Source organism: Phytomonospora sp. NPDC050363, from assembly GCF_040655735.1.
GTDB lineage: Bacteria > Actinomycetota > Actinomycetes > Mycobacteriales > Micromonosporaceae > Phytomonospora.
The window spans coordinates 457892-477119 of the sequence record NZ_JBFAKK010000001.1; the positions used below are offsets into that span (position 1 = coordinate 457892).

Consider the following 19228-nt stretch of genomic DNA (forward strand, 5'->3'; position numbering starts at 1 on the left):
GGTCCGCGGGCGTGTCCGCTCGCGGACCCCGGATACCTAGGTGAAGGTCCACTTCTGGTTGGCGGCGCCGGTGCAGCTCCACAGCTGCAGGCGGGCGCCGTCGGCGCTGCTGTTCCCGGTGACGTCGGCGCACTTGCCGGCCGCCGGGTTCGTGAGGTCCCTGGTGGAGGCGTTGTAGGCCCACTGCTGATTGGGTGTGCCCGAGCAGGTCCACAACTGGAGCGTGGTGCCGTCGGCGGTGCCGTGTGCGGTCGCGTCGAGGCACTTGCCGAGCGCGCGCACCGTCCCGTCGCCGGGACGCGACCACTGCTGGGCGCCGGATCCGTTGCAGGTGTACAGCTGCACGGCGGACCCGTCGGCGCTGCTGCCACCGGCCACGTCCATGCACTTGCCGGCCAGGCCGGTCACCTGCCCGCCGGTGGGGCCGCCGCCGGGCGTGCCCGACCAGGTGAACGTCGCCGTCGTGCGGGCCGGGAGGCTGTAGGTGAAGGACTGGCCGCCCCAGTTGACGCGCACGGTCTGGGCCGAGCCGCCGCCGTTGTGCGCGATGAGCGCCTTGGAGCCGTCGGGGTTGCGCCAGGCCACGTTCGGGACGGTGCCGTTGGCCGTGGAGTCGACGCGGTGGGCTCCCGGCTTGACGAACTTGGTCAGGTGCCCGGTCGTGTAGTACTCGATCGTGTAGTCGACCTGCCCGGCTCGCGGGCCGCCCTCCTGGACGGTGACCAGGCCGGTGCAGGTGCCGCAGCCGCCGTTGTGCGGGCCCATGTTCTGGTTGAGCGCCAGGCTCCACTTGACCAGGCTGCCGCTCCAGTTGCGCGTGTAGTTGACGATGTCGGCGAGGTCCTCGTTGTGCTGGTTGGAGACCCAGGTGCCGCCGGAGTGCTCGGTGCTGAACTGCTTCACGCCCGGGTACTGGCCGTGCACCTGCGAACCGACGGCCGGGTCGCCGAAGTAGCCGTGCCAGGCGATCCCGCCGAACAGGGGGTCGTTGCGCAGTGCCGCGTCGGCGAGGATCTGCCCGCCGAAGTTCGGGTAGTCGCCGTAGTTCCAGTCGTGCACCAGGACCTTGGTGCTCAGGCCCGCGGCCCGGAAGGCCGGATAGACGTGGTTCTTGGTGAACTCGATCAGGCCCGAGGCGTTCCAGCTCATGCCCGGGTAGTTCATCGCGGTGGGGTTTCCCGACTGGCAGCAGTTGGGCTCGTTCTGCACCGAGATGTAGTTCACCGCGACGCCGGCGGCCTGGTAGCTCTGCACGTACTTGACCAGGTACTGGGCGTAGGCGGGGTAGTACTCCCACTTGAGCCAGCCCATCTGGTCCATCCGGCCGTTGTCCTTCATCCAGCCCGGCGCGCTCCACGGGACGCCTTTGACGCGCAGTGCCGGGTTGAGCGACTTCGCCTGCTGGGTGAGCAGCCGGACTCCTGTGTCGTAGCCGTTGGTGTTGAAGTCGGACAGGTCGCAGCAGGTGTCGTCGAGCGAGACCATGCCGGGCCGCGAGAGGTCCGAGGCGCCGATGGGGTTGCGTACGAAGGAGAGGCCGATGCCCTCGGTCGGCGAGAAGAGCTTGCGCATCACCGCGTCGCGGGTGGTGGCGCTGATCGGGCCGCCGCGCATGAGGTAGGCGGTGGTGTCGGTGATGGAGGCGCCGCCGCCCTCGAACTGCTGGTAGGTGGTGCCCTCGTTGACGGTGATGGTGTTGCCGCCGCTGCCAGGGGCGCCGAACGCGATCGCCGGCTGCTGCTGGAGGCCGCGCGTGACGACGCGGCCACCGCCGTCGGACGTGGTCGTCAGCCAGACGTCGACCCGCTCGCCGGCCGCGCCGGCGGGGGGTGGGGAGACGGTGGTTCCTAATGCGGCCAGGCAGACGGCGACGATGCCGATGCCGAGCGCGCGTCGGGGTGTCGGGTGCATCCCGGGCTCCTTCCGGAGGAGTGAGACGAGCGCTGCAACAAATGAAACAAAACTGGAACACGCTCGCCGAACCAGAGAAACACGACCGTCACCCGCTGTCAAGAACCTGAAACATTTCCTCAGCGCGCGGGCCCCGTCGAGCCTCGCACCACCAGTTCGGTGGCCAGCTCCACGTGCAACGCCTCCAACTCGTGCCGGTCCAGCAACCGCATCAGCAGCGTCACGGCCATCCGGCCCATCTCCTGCAGCGGCTGTCGCACCGTGGTCAGTGCGGGCTGCGCCGCCCGGCTCAGATCCAGATCGTCGAACCCGGTCACCGACACGTCCCCCGGCACCGACAGCCCGCGCTCGGCGGCGGCCCGCAGCGCCCCCACCGCCATCTTGTCGTTGAAGGCCGCCAGCGCCGTCGGCCGCCGGGGAAGATCGAGCAGCTCACCGGCCACCCGATAGCCGTGCTCGATGGTCGGCTCCGGCACGGACCGCACCAACTCCGGCGCCGACAGCACGCCCACCTCGGCGAGCGCAGCCGCGTACCCGGCCAGACGGGCGTCACTGGTCAGCCACTTGCTCGGCCCACCGACAACCCCGACCCGCCGGTGCCCCAGACCGACCAGGTGCGCCATCACCTGCCGCGCCCCGGCGAAGTGCGCCGCGGAGACCGAGACGATGTCACGCGGCAACGGCGTCCGCGGATCGACCACCACGAAAGGAAAGCGGCGGTCCCGCAACAAGATGATGTCCCCGGCGTCCTCCGGCGGGAGTATCAGCACCGCCGCCGCCAGGTCGCTCTGCGCGGCCAGCCCGGCGAGGACCGGCTCTCCCTGCGAGGCCTCCCCGGCGCTGAGCACGACCCGGCGCCCGTGCCGCTCCAGGGTCTCGGCGATCGAGGACACGATCAGTCCGAAGTAGTCGGTGAGGACGTATGGGCAGCGCACGAACACCGCTCCCTCGGACGGACGGCCCGCCGCGGCCCGGGGACGCGGCGCCTGAGCGCCCAGCCTGTCAACGGCCCGCAGCACCAGATCGCGCGTGTGCGGAGCGACATTGCCCTGTCCGTTGAGCACGCGTGAGACCGTCGCGATGGACAGTCCCGTCTCGGCGGCGACGTCCCGCACCGTCGCGCGGACCCCGGATGGCCTGGTCATCTGGCACCCTCCCTGGTGGAGAACGTTACCCGGATCCGGCGACCCGCCCCGCGCCGACGCGAACGTCCGGCGACGTCCACCATGGACGGCCCGCGGCCGATTCGTAGGGCGAGGCCCCCGTCAAGAGGGGGCTGGGCCCACTGCCCACAAGAGCCGGTCACGCCATCCTCGCCAAGTGACCCAAAGGACCCCGACACGTGTCGCCGCCGGCCTCCTCACCGCCGCCGTCACCACCGCGACCTTGCTCGCCGCGACACCCGCGCACGCCGAGACGACCGACCTGCCGGGCATCGCCCAGCTCGCCGACGCCGTCGTCTCCGAACAGCTGAGCACCGGAGACGTTCCCGGTGCCGCCGTGGTCATCGTCGCCGGAGGGGAGGTCGTGCACACGGCAGGCTACGGCCTGGCCGACATCGCCTCGGGAACACCGTTCGACCCGGCCACCACGGGCTTCTACACCGCCTCGACGGCCAAGCTCTTCACCGCCGCGGCCGTACTCCAGCTCGCCGACCGGGGACTGCTCGACCTCGACGCGGACGTCAACGACCACCTCACCGCCTTCGACGTCCCCGACACCTTCCCCGGCAAGCCCGTCACGCTCGAACACCTGCTCACCCACACCGCCGGCTTCGACCCCGACGGCGGCACCTTCGCCACCTCCGCCATCGATCCCGCCGACCTGCCGACCCTGGCAGACAGCCTCGCGGAGACCATGCCCGAGCGCGTCCGCGAGCCGGGCACGGTCCTCGCCTACGACAACTACGGAGTCGCGCTCGCCGGGCACATCGTCGAGCAGGTCGCCGGTGTGCCGTACGACCGCCACATCGCCGAGAACGTCTTCGCTCCCCTCGGCATGACCGGGTCGACGGCGGCCCAGCCGCACCCGGCCGAGATCGAGGCGACGCTGGCCACCGGTTACCGTCCGGCGGGCGACGGCCAGACCGAGACCGCCGGAAACCACAATCCTTGGACTCCGACGGGACCAGGCCAGGTCACCACCGCCGCCGACATGGCCCGCTTCATGATCGACCAGCTCTCCGGCGCGTCCCTGCTCGGCGCGGGCGTCCCCGAGCGGATGATGGCCGGCCACTACGCCCAGGACCCGCGCATGCCCGGCATGGGCTACGTCTACGAGGAGCGCCCGCGCAACGGGCAGCGCGTGCTCTTCAAGGGCGGCGACGGATCCGGCTTCCACAACGACATGTCGCTGCTTCCCGAGCGGGGGATCGGCGTCTTCCTCACCGTCAACGGTGACGGGAACGGAGACTTCGACGGCGGCGCGCTGACCGATGCGATTCTCGACCGGTACTTCCCGCAGGAGCCGGTGACGACCGCGCCGCAGGGCATCGGCGGCGACGTCGCGCACTACGAGGGCACGTACCGGACCTCGCGCCTGTCACGGGACGGCGTCCTGCGCGCCCGAGCCCTCACGCAGTCGGTCGTCACCGTCGCCGCCAACCCGGACGGCACCATCACGACCACCGGCCGGACCCTGTCGAGCGACTCCACGGCCGACTCCCAGATCTGGGTGCAGACCGAACCCGGGTTCTTCCAGGAGATCGACGGCCCCGGCACCCTCGCCATCAGTTCCGACGGCGTCCTCACCGAATGGCGCGGCCAGAATCAGGTCTACCTGCGCATCGACTGGTACGAGCGGCCCGACCTGCACCTGCAGGCGCTTCTCATGGCGCTCCTCGGACTTGTCGCCGCGCTCATCGCCATCCCGATCGTGGCCGTGGTCCGGCGCGGTCGCGAACGGCACCCGCGCGCCGCCCGTGCCGCGCGCCTCGTCGGCTGGCTGACCGCCGCCGTGGCTGTCGCGCTGACCGCCGCGATCGTCACGCTCCTGTCCGACCCGAACGCCGCCTTCGACCTGGTCACCCTCGGCTCGCCGGCGCTGTACGTCCTCATGATCGCGGCGACGGCGACCGTCGCGGCCACCGTCGCCGTGTGCGCCGGGGCGGTGGCCGCGTGGGTGAGCGGATGGTGGCGGATTCCGGGGAGGATCGCCCACACGCTGCTCGCGCTGTCGGCGGTGACCTTCTCGGCGGTGATGATCGCCTACAACCTCACCGGTCCGCCGTTCAACTGACCGCCGGTTCGGCGGGGGAGTCGGCCTCGGACCGGATCCCCCGCCGCAGCAGGTAACCCGCCACGGCGGCCGTGATGAACATCCACAGGCCGTAGGTCAGGGCGGGCACGGCCATGCGGGAGTCGTTCAGCAGCGTCGGACTCAGCGCGATCGCGATGGCGAGGGTTCCGTTGTGGATGCCGATCTCCATGCAGCTGGCGATCGACTCCCGCTTCCCGACCCGCGCGAGCCTCGGCGCGAAGTAGCCCACCGCGAGGCTGAGCACGTTGAACAGCAGGGTGAGCACGCCGATCTGGGCGATGTACTCGCCGAGGTGGTCGATCTCCTGGAGCACCGCCGCAGCGAGCGCGAGGATGAGCACCGCGATGGAGGTGATGCGCACCGGGCGCGTCATGCGGTCGGCGAAGGCGGGGAAGCGCGAGCGCAGCGCCATCCCGATCGCCACCGGGATGAGGATGATCGCGAAGACCTGGAGGCTCTTGTCGAACTGGAGGCCGACCGCCCCGTCGGCGGCCATGAAGTGGCCGAGGGCGAAGTTGACCACCAGGGGGAGCGTGACCACGGCCAGGACCGAGTTGACCGCGGTCAGCGTGACGTTCAGGGCGACGTCACCGCCGAAGAGATGGCTGAACAGGTTCGCCGTCGACCCGCCGGGCGAGGCCGCCAGCAGCATCATGCCGACGGCGAGGACCGGCGGCGGTTCGAAGAGCAGGATCAGGCCGAAGCAGGCCGCGGGGAGCAGCAGCACCTGGCAGACCAGGGCGATCACGGTCGCCCGCGGATATACCGCGACGCGTTTGAAGTCGGCGACGGTGAGGCTCAGGCCGAGCCCCAGCATCACGATGGCGAGGGCGATGGGTAAAAGGGTGCTGACGACCTGCATGGGGAACTCCTGTGGGTGAGGGGATCCCCCGGGTCGGGTGGTGCGCCGCGGCCCGGGCCTGAGAACTTACCGCTCCCGGACGTCCGATGGTGGGACCGCGGCGCACGCGGCGGGCCTCGTGGCCGCCACGACCGTGATCACGACTTGGTACCGTGCCCTGGCCGCACCGCCCGGAAGGCGGCGCCCAAGGGAGAGGGACCGGTCACGATGAGGGCAGCAGAGGCTCGGCGCGCGGTGGCCGCGGCCAGGGCGACCGTCTCGGCACTCGGCCTGCGAGCCGACGAAGCGGTCGTCCTCCACGACTCGAACAAGCTCACCGTGCGCTTTCTGCCCGCCGACATCGTCGCCCGGGTGGCGCCCGAGGCCGATGGGGTGGCGTGGTTCGAGGTCGATCTCGCCGTGCGGCTCGCCGAGTCGGGTTGCTCGATCGCCGCCCTCGATCCCCGGGTGGAACCGAGCGTCCACGAACGCGACGGCTTCGCCATCACGCTGTGGACCCATCACGAACCCGTGCCACCCCTGGAGATCCCGCCGGCCGACTATGCGGGCGCGCTCCAACGACTGCACGCCGGCATGCTGCCGCTCGATGTGGCGGCGCCGCACTTCAGCGAACGAGTCGAGCAGGCGCTCGGGTCGCTCGCCGACCGCGACCGCACGCCGGACCTCGCCGAAGCCGACCGGCGGCTGCTGACCGACACCTTGCGAAGCCTGGGACGGGTGATCGGCGAGCACGGCGGCGCCGAACAGCTGCTGCACGGCGAGCCGCACCCGGGCAACGTGCTCAGTACGGGCAACGGCCTGCTGTTCATCGACCTGGAGACGTGCTGCCGAGGGCCGGTCGAGTTCGACCTCGCCCACGCGCCCGACGGTGTCGGTGAGCTGTACCCGGGCGTGGACCCCGAGCTCCTGCGGGTGTGCCGGATGCTCGTGCTGGCGATCATCACGACCTGGCGCTGGGATCGGGAGGACCGGCACCCGGACGGCCACCGGCTGGGCGTGGAATGGCTCGGCCGGCTCCGGACCGAACTCGACGGCCACGGCCCGGACATCCCCGGCTGATCGCCGATCCCGGCGCCGGGTCTTTCAGCCCCAGAGCATCTCGGCGCCGGTGTGCCCGGCCTTGAACACGTACCAGCACGACGCGACGGCGAGGATCACCAGGACCGCGCCGAGCACGATCATGACGATGCCCCGGGTCGAACCCGCCGGTTCGTCGGCGCCGAGCCAGGAGCCGGCCGGGCCGATCTTGCGCGTCCGGGCGAAGGCGTCGAGGCGGCGGCTGGCCAGACCCGCGTGGACCAGGGCGCCGATCGCCAGCGCGAGAACCAGCCACACGAGGACGTCGCCGTACTGGGAATGGTCGTTGAAGCTCGTCGCGGCGGCCTGCGCCGCTTCCGGGGATTCCCGCATCTCCTCCAGGCGTTGCCCGGCCAGGTTCTGCCCGCTCAGTTTCGCGGCGAAGGCCACCACCGGCGCGATCACCGCCAGCGCGACCACCGCCCAGCCGATGTTGCGTCGCACCTTGGGAACCAGCGCGTAGGCGGCGGCGAACAGACCCAGCAGCGGCACGAAGACCACCGGCAGGTGCACCGCGAGGGGGTGCAGGGGCAGTCCGAGGAACTCCGTTGGCATACCGGCATCGCCTTCCGTTCGTCTACCGGGCGGCGGTTTCGCCCGCCCGACCATGACTACGGACAAGGCGCCCGGAAGGTTCAATCCGGCGTCGTGTTCATCGCTCCCAGCGAAGGATCGTCTTGCCTTCGAGATCCTGGATCTCCATGGCCGCGATGTTCTCCGGAGACCAGCGCGTGAACAGCGTGATCCCCTCCGAGAGGCCGTCCTTGGCGTGCCAGCTGCCCGCCACGTCGTCGTCCCCCTTGCCGTTGGTGACCACGAGCCGGTAGGGCAGGCCGCCGAGGTAGGAGTCCTTGACGGTGTAGGCGCAGTCGATGCGGATCTGCGTGCCGCCCGGGAACCGCGTCAGGGCGGCGTCGCCCTGAACGTCGAAACCTTCGACGGGCGCGAAGACCACGTCGATCGAGTCCGGCTGCGCGACGATCGGCGGCGACTCCGGCTCGGGGCGCAAGAGTTCCGCGGCCGAAAGGGAGCCGGCCGAGACCAGCACCGCGGCGGCCGCGGCGACCAGCGCCGTTCGCCACTTGCGCTGCCGACGGTCGACGCGCACTCGCCGGATCAGTCCCGCAAGCGTGTCGGCGGGCGGTGCGGCGCCTTCGGCGAGCATGTCCTCGATGGGGGCGTGCGCGAGCACGCCGGGTAGCTGGGCGAGTCCGGAGACGGTGGCGCCGCACTCGGCGCAGCCCGGCAGGTGCGACTCGAAGCGGGCGCGGTCGGCCGGGTCGAGGGCCCCGAGTACGTAGGCGGCCCCGTCGTGATGGTGCTGACAGGTCATCGTGACTCCTCGGTGACCACTCCGGCCTCTTCCAAGGCGAGTTTCAGGGCACGCAGCCCGTAGTGGAGGCGGGACTTGACGGTGCCCGGCGGGACACCCAGGCGCGTGGCCGCCTCGCCGACGCTGCGTCCTCCGTAGAAGCACTCGATGAGCACCTCGCGGTGCGCCTGCGTCAGCTTGCGCAGGGCCTCGGTGACCAGTAGTCCCTGGATGGCGGTGTCGACGTGGTCGGCGATGTGCCGGCCCGGCAGGTGGTCGGGGATCTGGTCGGTGACGACCTCCGGCCGGACCTTCCCGGCCCGCCAGTCGTCGATCACGCGCTGCCGGACGGTCGTGAACAGCCAGCGTCGCGCGTGTTCGGCGGTCACCGAGAGAACCCTCGGATACCGCCAGGCCCGCAGCAGTGTCTCCTGGACGGCGTCCTGGGCCCGCTGCTCGTCGCCGCGCGTGAGCCGCAGCGCGTAGCGCCACAGGGCGTCGGAGTGCTCGGCGTAGAGCGCGCGGGCGAGACGCTCCTCGTCGGGCGTCGTCCCCCGGCCGGCGAGTCTGCCGCCGCGCTCGGGGATCGGGTCTGTGTCCATGCCGTACGTCCTCGTCAGGGGATGCCGCCTCGGTGGCCTGGTGCGGCCGTCGCGGGAAACCGCGATCTCCATGCCGGTAACTACGGTGGCGGGCGCCGAAGCGTTCAACCCGTCGCGCACGTCACTCCCGAGCGCGCCGGCGGCGTTTCGAGATTAACCCCGCACCGGATTGAACGTTTCTCAGCTGTCGGCCGTAGTGCTGGGAAGCGGCGTCCGTCGGACGGCCTCTCCGGACGCGGCACCGTCTCCGGCGAAGGCCCGGCGGGCGAAGCCGTCGGATCGGCACTCGAGACGGGATTCAACGTGAACGAACTCAAAGAGGCACTGCCAGGCAAGTCCGCGGTCGAGATCGCCGGCGAGGTCGCACGCTCCTCCCGGCGCGGCGTCCTCTGCGGGGCGCTCGGCGCCTCCGCGGTGGCCGTCCTGGCCGCCTGCGGCTCCGAGACCGAGCCGCCCGCCCCCTCCGGCGACAACCCTCCGGCCGACAACGCCCCCAGCGGCGCGACCAGCGAGAAGCCCGGCAGCGAGAACGCGCTGGCCAAATTGTCCGACATCCCCGTCGGCGGCGGCCTGGTGGCCGGGAGCCTGATCCTCGTCCAGCCCGAGACCGGGAAGGTCGTCGCGTTCAACCGGACCTGCCCGCACAAGGGCGTCCAGCTCCCCGCCCCGCAGGACGGGAGCATCACCTGCCCCTCGCACGGTTCGGTCTTCAAGGCCGCCGACGGTTCGCTGAGCAAGGGCCCGGCGACCAGCGGTCTCACCGAGGTCGAGGTCGAGGTCACCGACGGGGAAGTCTTCGCCGTCTGACGCACGGCGGGCCGGGGCGCCCCGCTCGCGTCCCGGCCGCCGGACGCGCGGTCTCAGCGAAGGCCGCGGAAGAACTCCCGCACGTCGGCGGTGACCAGTTCCGGCTCCTCCTTGGCGACGAAGTGCCCGCCCGCGGGCAGGTCGTTCCAGAAGCGGATGTCGGCGTAGGTGCGCTCGGCGAGCGAACGCGGCATGCCCAGGTCGGCGCGGCTGACGCTGATCCCGGCCGGCACGGTGATCACCGGAAGAACGGGCTCGAAGCGGTCGTCGTGGTAGGCGCGAAAGGACGTCCCGATCGTGCCGGTGACCCAGTAGATCATCACGGTGGTCAGGATGTCGTCGTAGGTGAAGCGGTCCCCGTCGCTCCAGGCCCGGAACTTCTCCGAGATCCACGCGGCCAGCCCCGATGGCGAGTCGAGCAGGCCGGCGGCGAGCGTGTCCGGCCGCGTCGACTGGATCTGGCTGTAGCCCTCCCCGCCCGCCCAGCGGTTCTTGAGCCAGTCGAGGAACTTCCGCTCCTCGGAGGTCAGCTCGGTGCGCCGCTCATCCGGCGGATAGGCCGGATGCGCCGCGTGGACGCCGATGACGCGCTCGGCGTGGCGGGCCGCGAGCCAGTCGCTGACACCCGCTCCGACGTCCTCGCCGTAGGTCCCGAAGCGCTCGTAGCCCAGCAGTGCCATGAGTCCGGCCCACACGTCGGCGGTCGCCGGGCCGATCACCGGACCTTCCGGAGCCGAGGACCAGCCGTAGCCGGGCAGGGAGGGCACCACGACGTCGAAGGCGTCGGCCGGGTCCCCGCCGTGCGCGCCGGGATCGGCCAGCAGCGAGACGATCGGCAGCATGTCGGCGAAGGAGTACGGCCAGCCGTGGGTCACCACGAGCGGCATGGGCGGCGGGCCGCCGGGGACGCCGGCGCCCCGGACGTGCGCGAAGTGGACGGTCTGGCCCCCGATGTCGGCCAGGAACTGCGGGAAACCCGCCAGCCAGGCCTCCTTCGCCCGCCAGTCGAAGTTCCCCGCCCAGTACTCGACGAGCTCGCGGAGATAGTCGGGGTCGGTCCCCGCCGACCACGGCTCACCGGGCGTTCGCGAAGGGAAGCGGGTCGCCTCAAGACGCAGGCGGAGGTCTTCGAGCACGGCTTCGGGCACGTCGATCCGGAAGGGCTCCATCGCCAAAGGATGCCACCGCCATGCGACACACCGATCACCCGACCCGCGCTCGGCTAGGAGGCGATGCTCGCCGCCAGCACCAGACTCGCCGCGCCGCGCGCGTGGGCGCTGTCGTCCCAGGGTCGCACCCGAACGTCGAGGTCGGGGAAGGCGACGACGCCGGCGCCGATCGCCGCGCTGAAGCCCGGTTCCAGATACGGCCACAGCACGTGGCTCTCACCGATCACGGTGAGGGCCCGCACCGCCAGTACGTTGACCACGCCGGCCACCGCCCGCCCCAGGATCGCCCCGGTCTCGGCGAGCAGTTCGGCGAAGCCGGGTGCGCCGGCGAGCGCGAGGAGTCCGTCCAGGTCGAGATCGCGGTCGGTCAGGCCGCGCCGCCTGGCGCGGGCGGCGAGGGCGTGGTCGGCCACATATGCCTCCAGGCAGCCGTTGCGGCCGCACACGCACACCGGCCCGGACGGGTCGACCGGCACGTGCCCGAACTCGCCGGCGACGCCGTCGGGTCCACGATGGACCCGGCGCCCGAGGACGATGCCCATGCCGACACCGTCGCCGATGGCCAGGACCAGGAAGTCGTCGTGCTCGCGTCCGGCGCCGAACAGCAGCTCGGCGGTGGTCGACGCGCGGGTGTCGTTGTCGATGAGCACCGGTACGGGCAGGCGTTCGGCGAGGGCCGGGCCCAGCGGCACGCCGGTCCAGCCGAGTCTGGGGGAGAGGCGCACGGTTCCGGTGGTGGGGTCGATGACGCCGGGCAGAGCGACCCCGACACCGCGGACCCGGGAGCCGGTCTCCGCGGCGAAGGCCCCGGCGCAGGCGTCCGCCAGTTGGGAAACGGGATCGTCGGCGGGGTCGAAGGGGATTTCGAAGCGGTCGACCTCTGATCCGTCGAGCCGGACCAGGACGCCGACGACGTGCGTCGGGTGCACTCGCAGGCCGAGGGTATAAGCGGCGTCGGCGACGACTTCGAGGGGGACTCTCGGCCGGCCGGGACCGCTGACCTGCGGCGCGAGTTCGCGGATGTAGCCGAGCGCGACGAGTCGGCGGGTGTGTTCGGTGACGGTGGCCGCGCCGAGGCCTAGGCGCGCGGCGATCTGGGAGCGGTTGAGGGGACCGGCTCCGAGCAGCGCGAGGATCTCGGTGCGGGTGAGGTCCTCGCGGTACCGGGGGTGGCTTGGCACGTGTCCATTCTCCGTTGCGTCTTGACGACCCGGCCGGTCGGGGCCTACAGTCACCGCTTATTAATTCGCCTCCGAAATTACTACCCGTGCGGGAGTTTCGCCACGGAGGCCTCCAGGAGGAAAAATGCGAAAGCTCAAGCGGGCCGCCCTCGCCCTCGGCGCCGTGGCCGTGGCCGCGAGCGCCCTCACCGCCTGCGGCGGCGGTTCCGACTCCGCGGGCGGCAGCAAGGCCGACGACGGCACCGTCACCCTCGACTGGGAGATGTGGGCCGGCAGCGAGGACGAGAAGGCGCAGCTCGACCACCTCGCGCGGATGGTCACCGAGGCGAACCCGAAGATCAAGGTCAACCTGCGCACCGCGCCCTTCAACGACTACTTCACCAAGCTCCAGACCGAGTTCGCCACCGGCGAGCAGGCCTGCGTCGTCTCCATGCAGAGCCTGCGCCTGGCCGGGTACACCGACCTCCTCGAACCCCTAGGCGAGCACGTTCCCGCCGACGGCTTCGACCCCGCCTCGACCGCCGCGCTCAGCCTCGGCGGCGAGCAGCTGGCGATGCCCTTCGACCTCGCCTCGATGCTCGTCTACTACAACAAGGACGCCTTCAAGGCCGCCGGACTCGACGAGCCCAAGGCCGGCTGGACCGTCGCCGACTTCGAGAACGCCGCCGAGAAGCTCACCGCCGACGGCAAGTCCGGCTTCGGCATGTCCTTCTCGGACCTGCACACGCTCTCGCTGCTGCTGTCCTACAACGACGCCAAGCCCGTCACCGATGACGTCAAGCTCCAGTTCGACGAGCAGAAGATGGTCGAGGCCGTCGCCTGGTACGCGGGGCTCGCCAAGAACGACGTCGGCAGCGTCCCGGCGAGCGCCGCCGACGGAGGCTGGGGCGAGACCCAGTTCGTCAACGGCAACGCCATGATGGCCGTCGACGGCTCCTGGAACATCGGCTCCAACATCTCCGCGGCCAAGTTCGACGTCGGAGTGGCCCCGCTGCCCGCCGGCGCCGCCGGCTCGAAGACCTACGTCGCCAACTCCGGCTTCGGCGTCTCCAAGAGCTGCCAGTACAAGGACGAGGCCTACGAGGCCGTCAAGATCCTCACCGGCGCCGGGGCCGCCCAGTACCTCACCGACCAGGGCCGCGGCTTCCCGGCGCGCACCGAGCAGCAGCCGGCGTTCAAGGACTACCTCGTCGCGCAGGACCCGGACAGCGCCGAGGCCGTCAGCGCCGCCGTCGACTCCATCACCGCCAGCCTCGCCACCGGCGTTCCCCTGTTCACCACCAAGAACTGGGACGAGGTCAGCAAGAACATGGCCCGCTACCTCATCGAGGTCTACACCGGAGCCTCCACACCGGCCGACGCCCTCGCGGCGATCCAGCAGCAGGGCGCCCGCAACCAGTGATCCCGCGGCGGGCCGGGTCTTCGTCTCCCCACCCGGCCCGCCGCCCTCGACGACGAGGTGAACCGTGGCGACACCGTCATTGACAACTCCGGCGCCCCCGCGCCCGGCCCCGCGCGGGCCGGCCGGGAAGCGGCGGCGAAAGAGCCCCGGCCGCCGCGCCGAGCAGTGGAGCGCCTTCGGCTTCGCCGGGCCGAGCGTCATCGGCCTCGGGCTGTTCACGCTGTTCCCGGTCGCGATGGCCGTGGTCATGAGTCTGTTCAACTGGCCGATGCTGGGCGACCCGACCTTCCTCGGCCTGGACAACTTCAAGTACCTGTTCGGCGAGGACCCCAACTTCGGCGTGGCGCTGCGCAACACCTTCATCTTCACCGGCCTCTACGTGCCGCTCAACATCATCGTCGCGCTGGCGCTGGCCTTCTGGATCAACAACTCCCGCTACGCGCAGCTGTGGCGGGTGCTGTTCTTCATCCCCGCGATCACGCCGATGGTCGCCAACGCGGTGATCTGGAAGCTGCTCCTCCAGCCCGACGGCACCTTCGCCTACTACCTCGACAGCATCTTCGGGATCTCCGCGCCGAACTTCCTCGCCGACGGGCGCACGGCGCTGCTGTCGGTCGTGGCCATGAGCGTGTGGCAGGGCTTCGGCTACAACCTGATCGTCTTCTCGGCCGCGATCAACGAGATGCCGGCCAATGTCCTTGAGGCGGCGCGACTCGACGGTGCCACCGGGCTGCGCAAGTTCTGGTCGGTGCAGCTGCCGCTGATGTCGCCGGCGATGTTCTTCGCGACCACGATGACGCTGATCACCTCGATGCAGGTGTTCACCCAGCCCTACATCCTCACCGCGGGCGGGCCGGGCAACGCCACCGAGACGCTCGTGATGAACGTGTACCAGGCCGGGTTCCAGTCGCGCGACCTCGGTCTGGCCGCCTCGGGCGCCTGGATCCTGTTCGCCATCATCCTGCTGATCACGGCCGGCCAGTTCCTCGGCCAGAAGAAGTGGGTCCACTATGACCATTGACGCCAAGACGAGCACGCCCCGCAGGCTCAAGCGGATCGTCTCCCATGTCCTGCTGGCCGCCGTCGCGCTGCTGTTCCTGTACCCGCTGATATTCGCCGTCGCGACCGCCCTCAAGCCGCCCGGCGAGACCTTCGCCAGCCCGCCGTCGCTGATCGGCTCCGACGTTCGCTGGCAGAACTTCGCCGACGTGTTCACCTACGTTCCGTTCCACCGCTACATCCTCAATGGACTGTTCGTGGCCGGTGCCGGGACACTGGTGGTGCTGGCCGCCTCGGCGATGTCGGCCTACGCCTTCGCCTCGCTGCGATGGAAGGGCCGCGACTCGCTCTTCCTGGTCTTCCTGGCCACGCTGATGGTCCCGCAGGAGGTGCTGGTCGTCCCGATGTTCCTGCTCATGCGCGAGTTCGGCTGGGTCGACAGCTACGCCTCGCTGATCTTCCCGTGGGCCTTCACCGCGTTCGGCACCTTCCTGCTGCGCCAGTTCTTCCGCGCGGTGCCCTACGAACTCCACGAGGCGGCCCGCATGGACGGCGCCGGCCCGATCCGCATCTTCCTGCGGATCATGCTGCCCATGGCCAAGCCCGCCCTCGGTGTGCTCGCGGTGTTCACCTTCATCAACTTCTGGAACAGCTTCCTGTGGCCGCTGATCATGATCAACGACGTCAGTGAGCGCGGGACCGTCCCCCTGGGCATGCAGTTGTTCTTCGGGCAGAACGGCAACCAGTGGCATCTGGTGATGGCCGCCGCCGTCGTGTCCGTCGTGCCGACCCTCCTGCTGCTCATCGCCCTGCAGAAACACCTGGTCAAGGGCATCGCCACCGCCGGTCTCGGCGGACGCTGAGCCCGCACCCCTGAAAGGGATCCATTGCTTCTCTTCGACCGCCGCACCGGGCCCGAGCTGGGTGATGCCGCGCCCGTCTACCCCGACCGGAAGGTGCCCGCCTGGTATCGCGACGCCAAGTTCGGGGTGTTCGTCCACTGGGGCCTCTACTCGGTGCCCGCCTGGGCGACGCCGCACACGCCCGGCCGCCACGTGCCGACCGAGCTGGAGTTCAGTCACCACCAGTACGCCGAGTGGTACGCCAACACCGTGCGGATCCCGGGTTCGCCGACGCTGGCGCACCACGAGGCCGCCTACGGGGTCGGGACGTCCTACGAGGACTTCGCCGACGAGTGGACCACCGAGGCCTTCGATCCCGCCGGGCTGATGCGGCTGTTCGCCGAGGCGGGCGCCCGATACGTCGTCCCGACCTCGAAGCACCACGACGGATTCTGCCTCTGGGACACCGCCACGACCGCCTTCAACAGCGTGAGCCGCGGGCCCCGGCGCGACCTGATCGCCGACCTGGCGAGCGCCGCGCGCGATGCCGGCCTCAGGTACGGCCTCTACTACTCCGGCGCCCTCGACTGGCACGTGTCGGACTTCCCGCCGATCCAGTCGCTGACCGAGTTGTTCACCTTCCGCCGCAACGACCCCGCCTTCGCCCGCTACTGCCACGCGCAGGCGAGCGAACTCGTCGAGCGCTTCGCCCCCGACGTGCTCTGGAACGACATCGACTGGCCCGACGCGGCCAAGGCCGATGTGCCCTATGGCCTGGCGGCGCTCTTCGGGGCCTACTACGCCGCCGTCCCGGATGGCGTGGTCAACGACCGCTGGGGTGTGCCGCACCTCGGCTACCGCACCCGGGAGTACCGCACCGAGGACGGCATCCAGAACGGCGTGTGGGAGGCGACCCGCGGGATCGGGCGTTCCTTCGGGCACAACGAGGCCGAGGACGACCGGCATCTGGCCGGCCGCTCCGAACTGGTGCACCTGCTGGCCGACACCGTCGCCAAGAACGGCAACCTGCTGCTCAACATCGGCCTGCGTGCCGACGGATCGGCGCCGCCCGAACAGGTCGAGCGTTTGCGAGGGCTGGGGGAGTGGCTGGCCCGCGACGGCGGCGCCGTCTACGCCACCCGCCCGTGGCGGCGCCACGCCGAGCCGGCCGGGGACCCGGTGAGGTACACCGCGTCCCCGGACGGCACACTCAATGTGATCATGCTCGATCCCGGCTCCGGTGTGCTGCGGCCCGCCGCCGACCTGCCGCGCACCGGCCTGCGCTGGTACGGGCAGCCGGCCGAGCCGGACGCCACCGGCGCGATCGAGGTACCCGGGCGGCTGCGCGGCGAACCCGCCGCCGTCCTCACCGTCGAAGGAGGAGCCGCGTGAGCGAACTGGGTGACACGGGCCGGGCCGTCCGCCTCGCCGAGGTGGTCCGGGGCGGCTTCGTCGAGAGCGTCCACCTCGGGCACACCGTAGTCGTCGACGTCCGCGGCGAGGTCGTCTACGCCGCCGGGGATCCCGAGGTGACGATGCTGCCGCGCTCGTCGGCCAAGCCCTTGCAGGCCGTCGCGAGCCAGGCGTCCGGTGCCGGACTGTCCGGGGAACTCCTCGCGGTCGCCTGCGGCAGCCACACCGGCGAGGAGTTCCACGTCGAGGCCGTCGACGCGATCCTCGACCGCGCGGGCCTCCCGCGCGCCGCGCTGCGCAATGTCGCCGACTACCCCGAGGACCTGCCCGCCCGCTACCGGCTCGTCCGCGCGGGCGGCGAACCGGCGCCGGTGTACATGAACTGCTCGGGGAAGCACGCCGCCATGCTCGCCGCCTGCGTCGTCAACGGCTGGGACCTCGACGGCTACCTCGACCCCGCGCACCCGATGCAGCGGATCGTCGTCGAGACCGTGGAGCGCCTGGCCGGAGAGACCGTTCCACTGACGGTCACCGACGGCTGCGGAGCGCCGTGCCCCGCCGTCAGCCTCGCCGGGCTGGCCAGGACCTTCGGCCGCCTCGCCGCCGCCCCCGGCGGAACGCTCGACGGTGCAGTCGCCGGGGCGATGCGCGCCCACCCCGAGTACGTCGGCGGCACCGGACACGTCAACACCCGCTTCGCCCGGCTCGCGCCCGGCGCGATCGTCAAAGGCGGCGCCGAGGGGGTCCTCGTCGCCGCGATGCCCGATGGGACCTCCGTCGCGGTCAAGTGCCTCGACGGCAACCCCCGCGCGACGACCGCCGCCGGGATCGCCGCGCTGCGCCTCGCCGGCGTCGCCCTGCCCGACCTGGGCGAGCTCACCGACCTCACCGTCAGTGGCGGCGGTCGGCCCGCCGGGCACATCGCCGTCACTGTGAAGGGAAGAGCGTGATGATCTACGAGGTCTGCATCGACAGCGTCGCCGGAGCCCTCGCGGCCGAGGCGGGCGGCGCGCACCGGGTCGAACTGTGCTCGGCGCTCTTCGACGGCGGTCTCACCCCGACCCTCGGCACCGTCGAGCGCACCATGGAACGCGTCACCTCGATCCGGGTGCACCCGATCATCCGCGCTCGTGGCGGCGACTTCGTCTTCGGCGCCGACGAGCTGGCGGCCATGCGGCGCGACACCGAGCTCATCGCCGGCACGGGCGTGCACGGCATCGTGATCGGCGCCCTCACACCCGGAGGCGACGTCGACGTCGATGCCTGCCGCACCCTCATGGAAGCCGCACCGGGGCTGTCGGTGACCTTCCACCGGGCCTTCGACATGGCCCGCGATCCCTTCGCCGCGCTGGAGACCCTCATCGACATCGGCGTCGACCGGGTCCTCACCTCGGGGCAGGAATCGCTCGCCTTGGAGGGGGCGCCGCTGATCGCCGAGCTGGTCCGCGCCGCCGGTGAACGCGTCATCGTCATGCCCGGCGCGGGCGTGACGGCCCGCAACCTCGACCGCATCCACGCCGAAACCGGGGCCGCCGAGTACCACTTCGGGGTCTGGGAGACCGCCGAGAGCCCCATGGTCCACCGCAACCCGTACCCGTTCATGGGCGGTGAACTGCGGCGGCCGGAGTTCTCCCGCGACATCACCAGCGGCGTCGGCGTCGCCGACTTCGTCGCCGCGGGGGAGCGCATCGCCGGCCGACCGTAGCCTGGTCGACCCGGCGTTGGGCGACGCCGAACGGGAATGTCCGCCGGGCGTGCGATCCTCTTGCCGTGGGCTCTGGAGCCCGTTTCGGCCGGCCCCGAGGTCAGCTCGAACCGTCTCGACACAGGAGCTCCGCGATGGAAACCGACGACCCCCACCGCGGTGTGGACCCGCGAGAACGCCGAGCTCGCCGCGCCGACGCGAGGGTTGACGAAGCCGGTGCGGAGGAGAAACCGCCGGCGCCGACTCTCCTCGACGACTTCCTGTCGAAGGACAGGCGCAGGGTCCTGCACGCCGTCTGGGAGGTCTTCAAGACGCGCGACCCGAAGGTGCTGGAGCCGCTGGCGGCGGCCCTGCCGGTGATCGACCGGGCGACGGACGACGTCGATCTCGGCGGCGCCCTGATGTCCAACGGCGAGAACCTCACGCACGCGCTCGATCGGATCCGGCTCTTCGGCAAGGGCCGGTGCCTGTGCGCGGCCTATACCGACCACGTGTTCTACGAGCCCAGGAAGGAGGTCGCCTACGGGCACGTACGGATCGTCGAGGTGGTCGAGGGCTTCTACTACGGACGCCCCAAACGCATCTGCGAGTGCGCCGACTGCGGACAGCGCTACGAGATCGAGGAAGGCGAGTACCACTACCCCTGGTGGAAGTGGACCGTGCCGCACTGACGGCCGCGTCGCCGGTG

General features: G+C 71.0%; 18 protein-coding genes. 10 read left to right on the top strand and 8 right to left on the bottom strand.

Annotated features, from left to right (window positions below):
• Nucleotides 1-36: 36 nt before the first annotated feature.
• Entirely contained in the window at nt 37-1911 is a 1875-nt protein-coding gene (locus AB0I28_RS02020; RefSeq protein WP_357488809.1) for a ricin-type beta-trefoil lectin domain protein, read from the bottom strand.
• 119 nt (nt 1912-2030) lie between these two features.
• Nucleotides 2031-3056, bottom strand: a complete 1026-nt coding sequence (locus tag AB0I28_RS02025; RefSeq protein ID WP_357488810.1) for a LacI family DNA-binding transcriptional regulator — start codon at nt 3054-3056, stop codon at nt 2031-2033.
• A gap of 175 nt (nt 3057-3231) precedes the next feature.
• On the opposite strand from AB0I28_RS02025, the gene AB0I28_RS02030 reads away from it, so the two are divergent.
• Complete coding sequence (locus AB0I28_RS02030; RefSeq protein ID WP_357488811.1) at nt 3232-5148, top strand: serine hydrolase domain-containing protein; 1917 nt, start codon at nt 3232-3234, stop codon at nt 5146-5148.
• Here the strand turns inward: AB0I28_RS02030 and AB0I28_RS02035 are convergent.
• Nucleotides 5141-6031 carry a bile acid:sodium symporter family protein gene (locus tag AB0I28_RS02035; protein WP_357488812.1) on the bottom strand — a complete coding sequence of 297 codons (891 nt, stop codon included), beginning with the start codon at nt 6029-6031 and terminating at the stop codon, nt 5141-5143. The genes AB0I28_RS02030 and AB0I28_RS02035 overlap by 8 nt on opposite strands.
• 207 nt (nt 6032-6238) lie before the next feature.
• On the opposite strand from AB0I28_RS02035, the gene AB0I28_RS02040 reads away from it, so the two are divergent.
• Nucleotides 6239-7090, top strand: a complete 852-nt coding sequence (locus AB0I28_RS02040) for a phosphotransferase (RefSeq protein ID WP_357488813.1) — start codon at nt 6239-6241, stop codon at nt 7088-7090.
• 24 nt (nt 7091-7114) lie between these two features.
• Here the strand turns inward: AB0I28_RS02040 and AB0I28_RS02045 are convergent, their stop codons facing one another.
• The 3 genes from AB0I28_RS02045 to AB0I28_RS02055 all read right to left on the bottom strand — a co-directional run bounded on the left by AB0I28_RS02045 (nt 7115) and on the right by AB0I28_RS02055 (nt 9022).
• Nucleotides 7115-7663 carry a DUF2231 domain-containing protein gene (locus AB0I28_RS02045; RefSeq protein ID WP_357488814.1) on the bottom strand — a complete coding sequence of 183 codons (549 nt, stop codon included), beginning with the start codon at nt 7661-7663 and terminating at the stop codon, nt 7115-7117.
• Nucleotides 7664-7760: 97 nt separating this feature from the next.
• Nucleotides 7761-8441: a zf-HC2 domain-containing protein gene (locus tag AB0I28_RS02050; protein ID WP_357488815.1), complete on the bottom strand. Its 681-nt coding sequence runs from the start codon at nt 8439-8441 to the stop codon at nt 7761-7763.
• On the bottom strand, nt 8438-9022 hold the full coding sequence (locus tag AB0I28_RS02055) for a sigma-70 family RNA polymerase sigma factor (RefSeq protein WP_357488816.1): 585 nt from the start codon (nt 9020-9022) through the stop codon (nt 8438-8440). Before AB0I28_RS02055 ends, AB0I28_RS02050 begins: the two co-directional genes overlap by 4 nt.
• A 303-nt stretch (nt 9023-9325) precedes the next feature.
• Between AB0I28_RS02055 and AB0I28_RS02060 the strand changes: the two genes are divergently transcribed.
• Entirely contained in the window at nt 9326-9829 is a 504-nt protein-coding gene (locus AB0I28_RS02060; RefSeq protein WP_357488817.1) for a Rieske 2Fe-2S domain-containing protein, read from the top strand.
• A gap of 53 nt (nt 9830-9882) precedes the next feature.
• On the opposite strand, the gene AB0I28_RS02065 is transcribed toward AB0I28_RS02060, so the two are convergent.
• Together AB0I28_RS02065 and AB0I28_RS02070 are read right to left on the bottom strand one after the other, a co-directional pair.
• Nucleotides 9883-10998: an epoxide hydrolase family protein gene (locus tag AB0I28_RS02065; protein WP_357488818.1), complete on the bottom strand. Its 1116-nt coding sequence runs from the start codon at nt 10996-10998 to the stop codon at nt 9883-9885.
• 53 nt (nt 10999-11051) lie between these two features.
• Nucleotides 11052-12179, bottom strand: a complete 1128-nt coding sequence (locus AB0I28_RS02070) for an ROK family transcriptional regulator (RefSeq protein WP_357488819.1) — start codon at nt 12177-12179, stop codon at nt 11052-11054.
• A 124-nt stretch (nt 12180-12303) separates the two neighbouring features.
• On the opposite strand from AB0I28_RS02070, the gene AB0I28_RS02075 reads away from it, so the two are divergent.
• From AB0I28_RS02075 to AB0I28_RS02105, 7 genes are all read left to right on the top strand, one after another.
• Nucleotides 12304-13581, top strand: coding sequence for a sugar ABC transporter substrate-binding protein (locus AB0I28_RS02075; RefSeq protein WP_357488820.1), 1278 nt, complete (start codon nt 12304-12306; stop codon nt 13579-13581).
• Nucleotides 13582-13645: 64 nt separating this feature from the next.
• On the top strand, nt 13646-14602 hold the full coding sequence (locus AB0I28_RS02080) for a sugar ABC transporter permease (protein WP_357488821.1): 957 nt from the start codon (nt 13646-13648) through the stop codon (nt 14600-14602).
• Nucleotides 14592-15443: a carbohydrate ABC transporter permease gene (locus tag AB0I28_RS02085; RefSeq protein ID WP_357488822.1), complete on the top strand. Its 852-nt coding sequence runs from the start codon at nt 14592-14594 to the stop codon at nt 15441-15443. The genes AB0I28_RS02080 and AB0I28_RS02085 overlap by 11 nt, the downstream gene beginning before the upstream one ends.
• Nucleotides 15444-15467: 24 nt before the next feature.
• Nucleotides 15468-16814, top strand: a complete 1347-nt coding sequence (locus AB0I28_RS02090) for an alpha-L-fucosidase (RefSeq protein ID WP_357488823.1) — start codon at nt 15468-15470, stop codon at nt 16812-16814.
• Nucleotides 16811-17785, top strand: a complete 975-nt coding sequence (locus AB0I28_RS02095; RefSeq protein ID WP_357488824.1) for an asparaginase — start codon at nt 16811-16813, stop codon at nt 17783-17785. Before AB0I28_RS02090 ends, AB0I28_RS02095 begins: the two co-directional genes overlap by 4 nt.
• On the top strand, nt 17785-18540 hold the full coding sequence (locus AB0I28_RS02100) for a copper homeostasis protein CutC (RefSeq protein WP_357488825.1): 756 nt from the start codon (nt 17785-17787) through the stop codon (nt 18538-18540). Before AB0I28_RS02095 ends, AB0I28_RS02100 begins: the two co-directional genes overlap by 1 nt.
• 134 nt (nt 18541-18674) lie before the next feature.
• Nucleotides 18675-19211, top strand: a complete 537-nt coding sequence (locus AB0I28_RS02105; RefSeq protein WP_357488826.1) for a hypothetical protein — start codon at nt 18675-18677, stop codon at nt 19209-19211.
• Nucleotides 19212-19228 lie beyond the last annotated feature (17 nt).

Coding starts and splice junctions, on each gene's coding strand:
- AB0I28_RS02020 (WP_357488809.1), bottom strand. CDS start 1,911: ATGCACCCGACACCCCGACGCGCGCTCGGCATCGGCATCGTCGCCGTC.
- AB0I28_RS02025 (WP_357488810.1), bottom strand. CDS start 3,056: ATGACCAGGCCATCCGGGGTCCGCGCGACGGTGCGGGACGTCGCCGCC.
- AB0I28_RS02035 (WP_357488812.1), bottom strand. CDS start 6,031: ATGCAGGTCGTCAGCACCCTTTTACCCATCGCCCTCGCCATCGTGATG.
- AB0I28_RS02040 (WP_357488813.1), top strand. CDS start 6,239: ATGAGGGCAGCAGAGGCTCGGCGCGCGGTGGCCGCGGCCAGGGCGACC.
- AB0I28_RS02045 (WP_357488814.1), bottom strand. CDS start 7,663: ATGCCAACGGAGTTCCTCGGACTGCCCCTGCACCCCCTCGCGGTGCAC.
- AB0I28_RS02050 (WP_357488815.1), bottom strand. CDS start 8,441: ATGACCTGTCAGCACCATCACGACGGGGCCGCCTACGTACTCGGGGCC.
- AB0I28_RS02055 (WP_357488816.1), bottom strand. CDS start 9,022: ATGGACACAGACCCGATCCCCGAGCGCGGCGGCAGACTCGCCGGCCGG.
- AB0I28_RS02065 (WP_357488818.1), bottom strand. CDS start 10,998: ATGGAGCCCTTCCGGATCGACGTGCCCGAAGCCGTGCTCGAAGACCTC.
- AB0I28_RS02075 (WP_357488820.1), top strand. CDS start 12,304: ATGCGAAAGCTCAAGCGGGCCGCCCTCGCCCTCGGCGCCGTGGCCGTG.
- AB0I28_RS02085 (WP_357488822.1), top strand. CDS start 14,592: ATGACCATTGACGCCAAGACGAGCACGCCCCGCAGGCTCAAGCGGATC.
- AB0I28_RS02100 (WP_357488825.1), top strand. CDS start 17,785: ATGATCTACGAGGTCTGCATCGACAGCGTCGCCGGAGCCCTCGCGGCC.
- AB0I28_RS02105 (WP_357488826.1), top strand. CDS start 18,675: ATGGAAACCGACGACCCCCACCGCGGTGTGGACCCGCGAGAACGCCGA.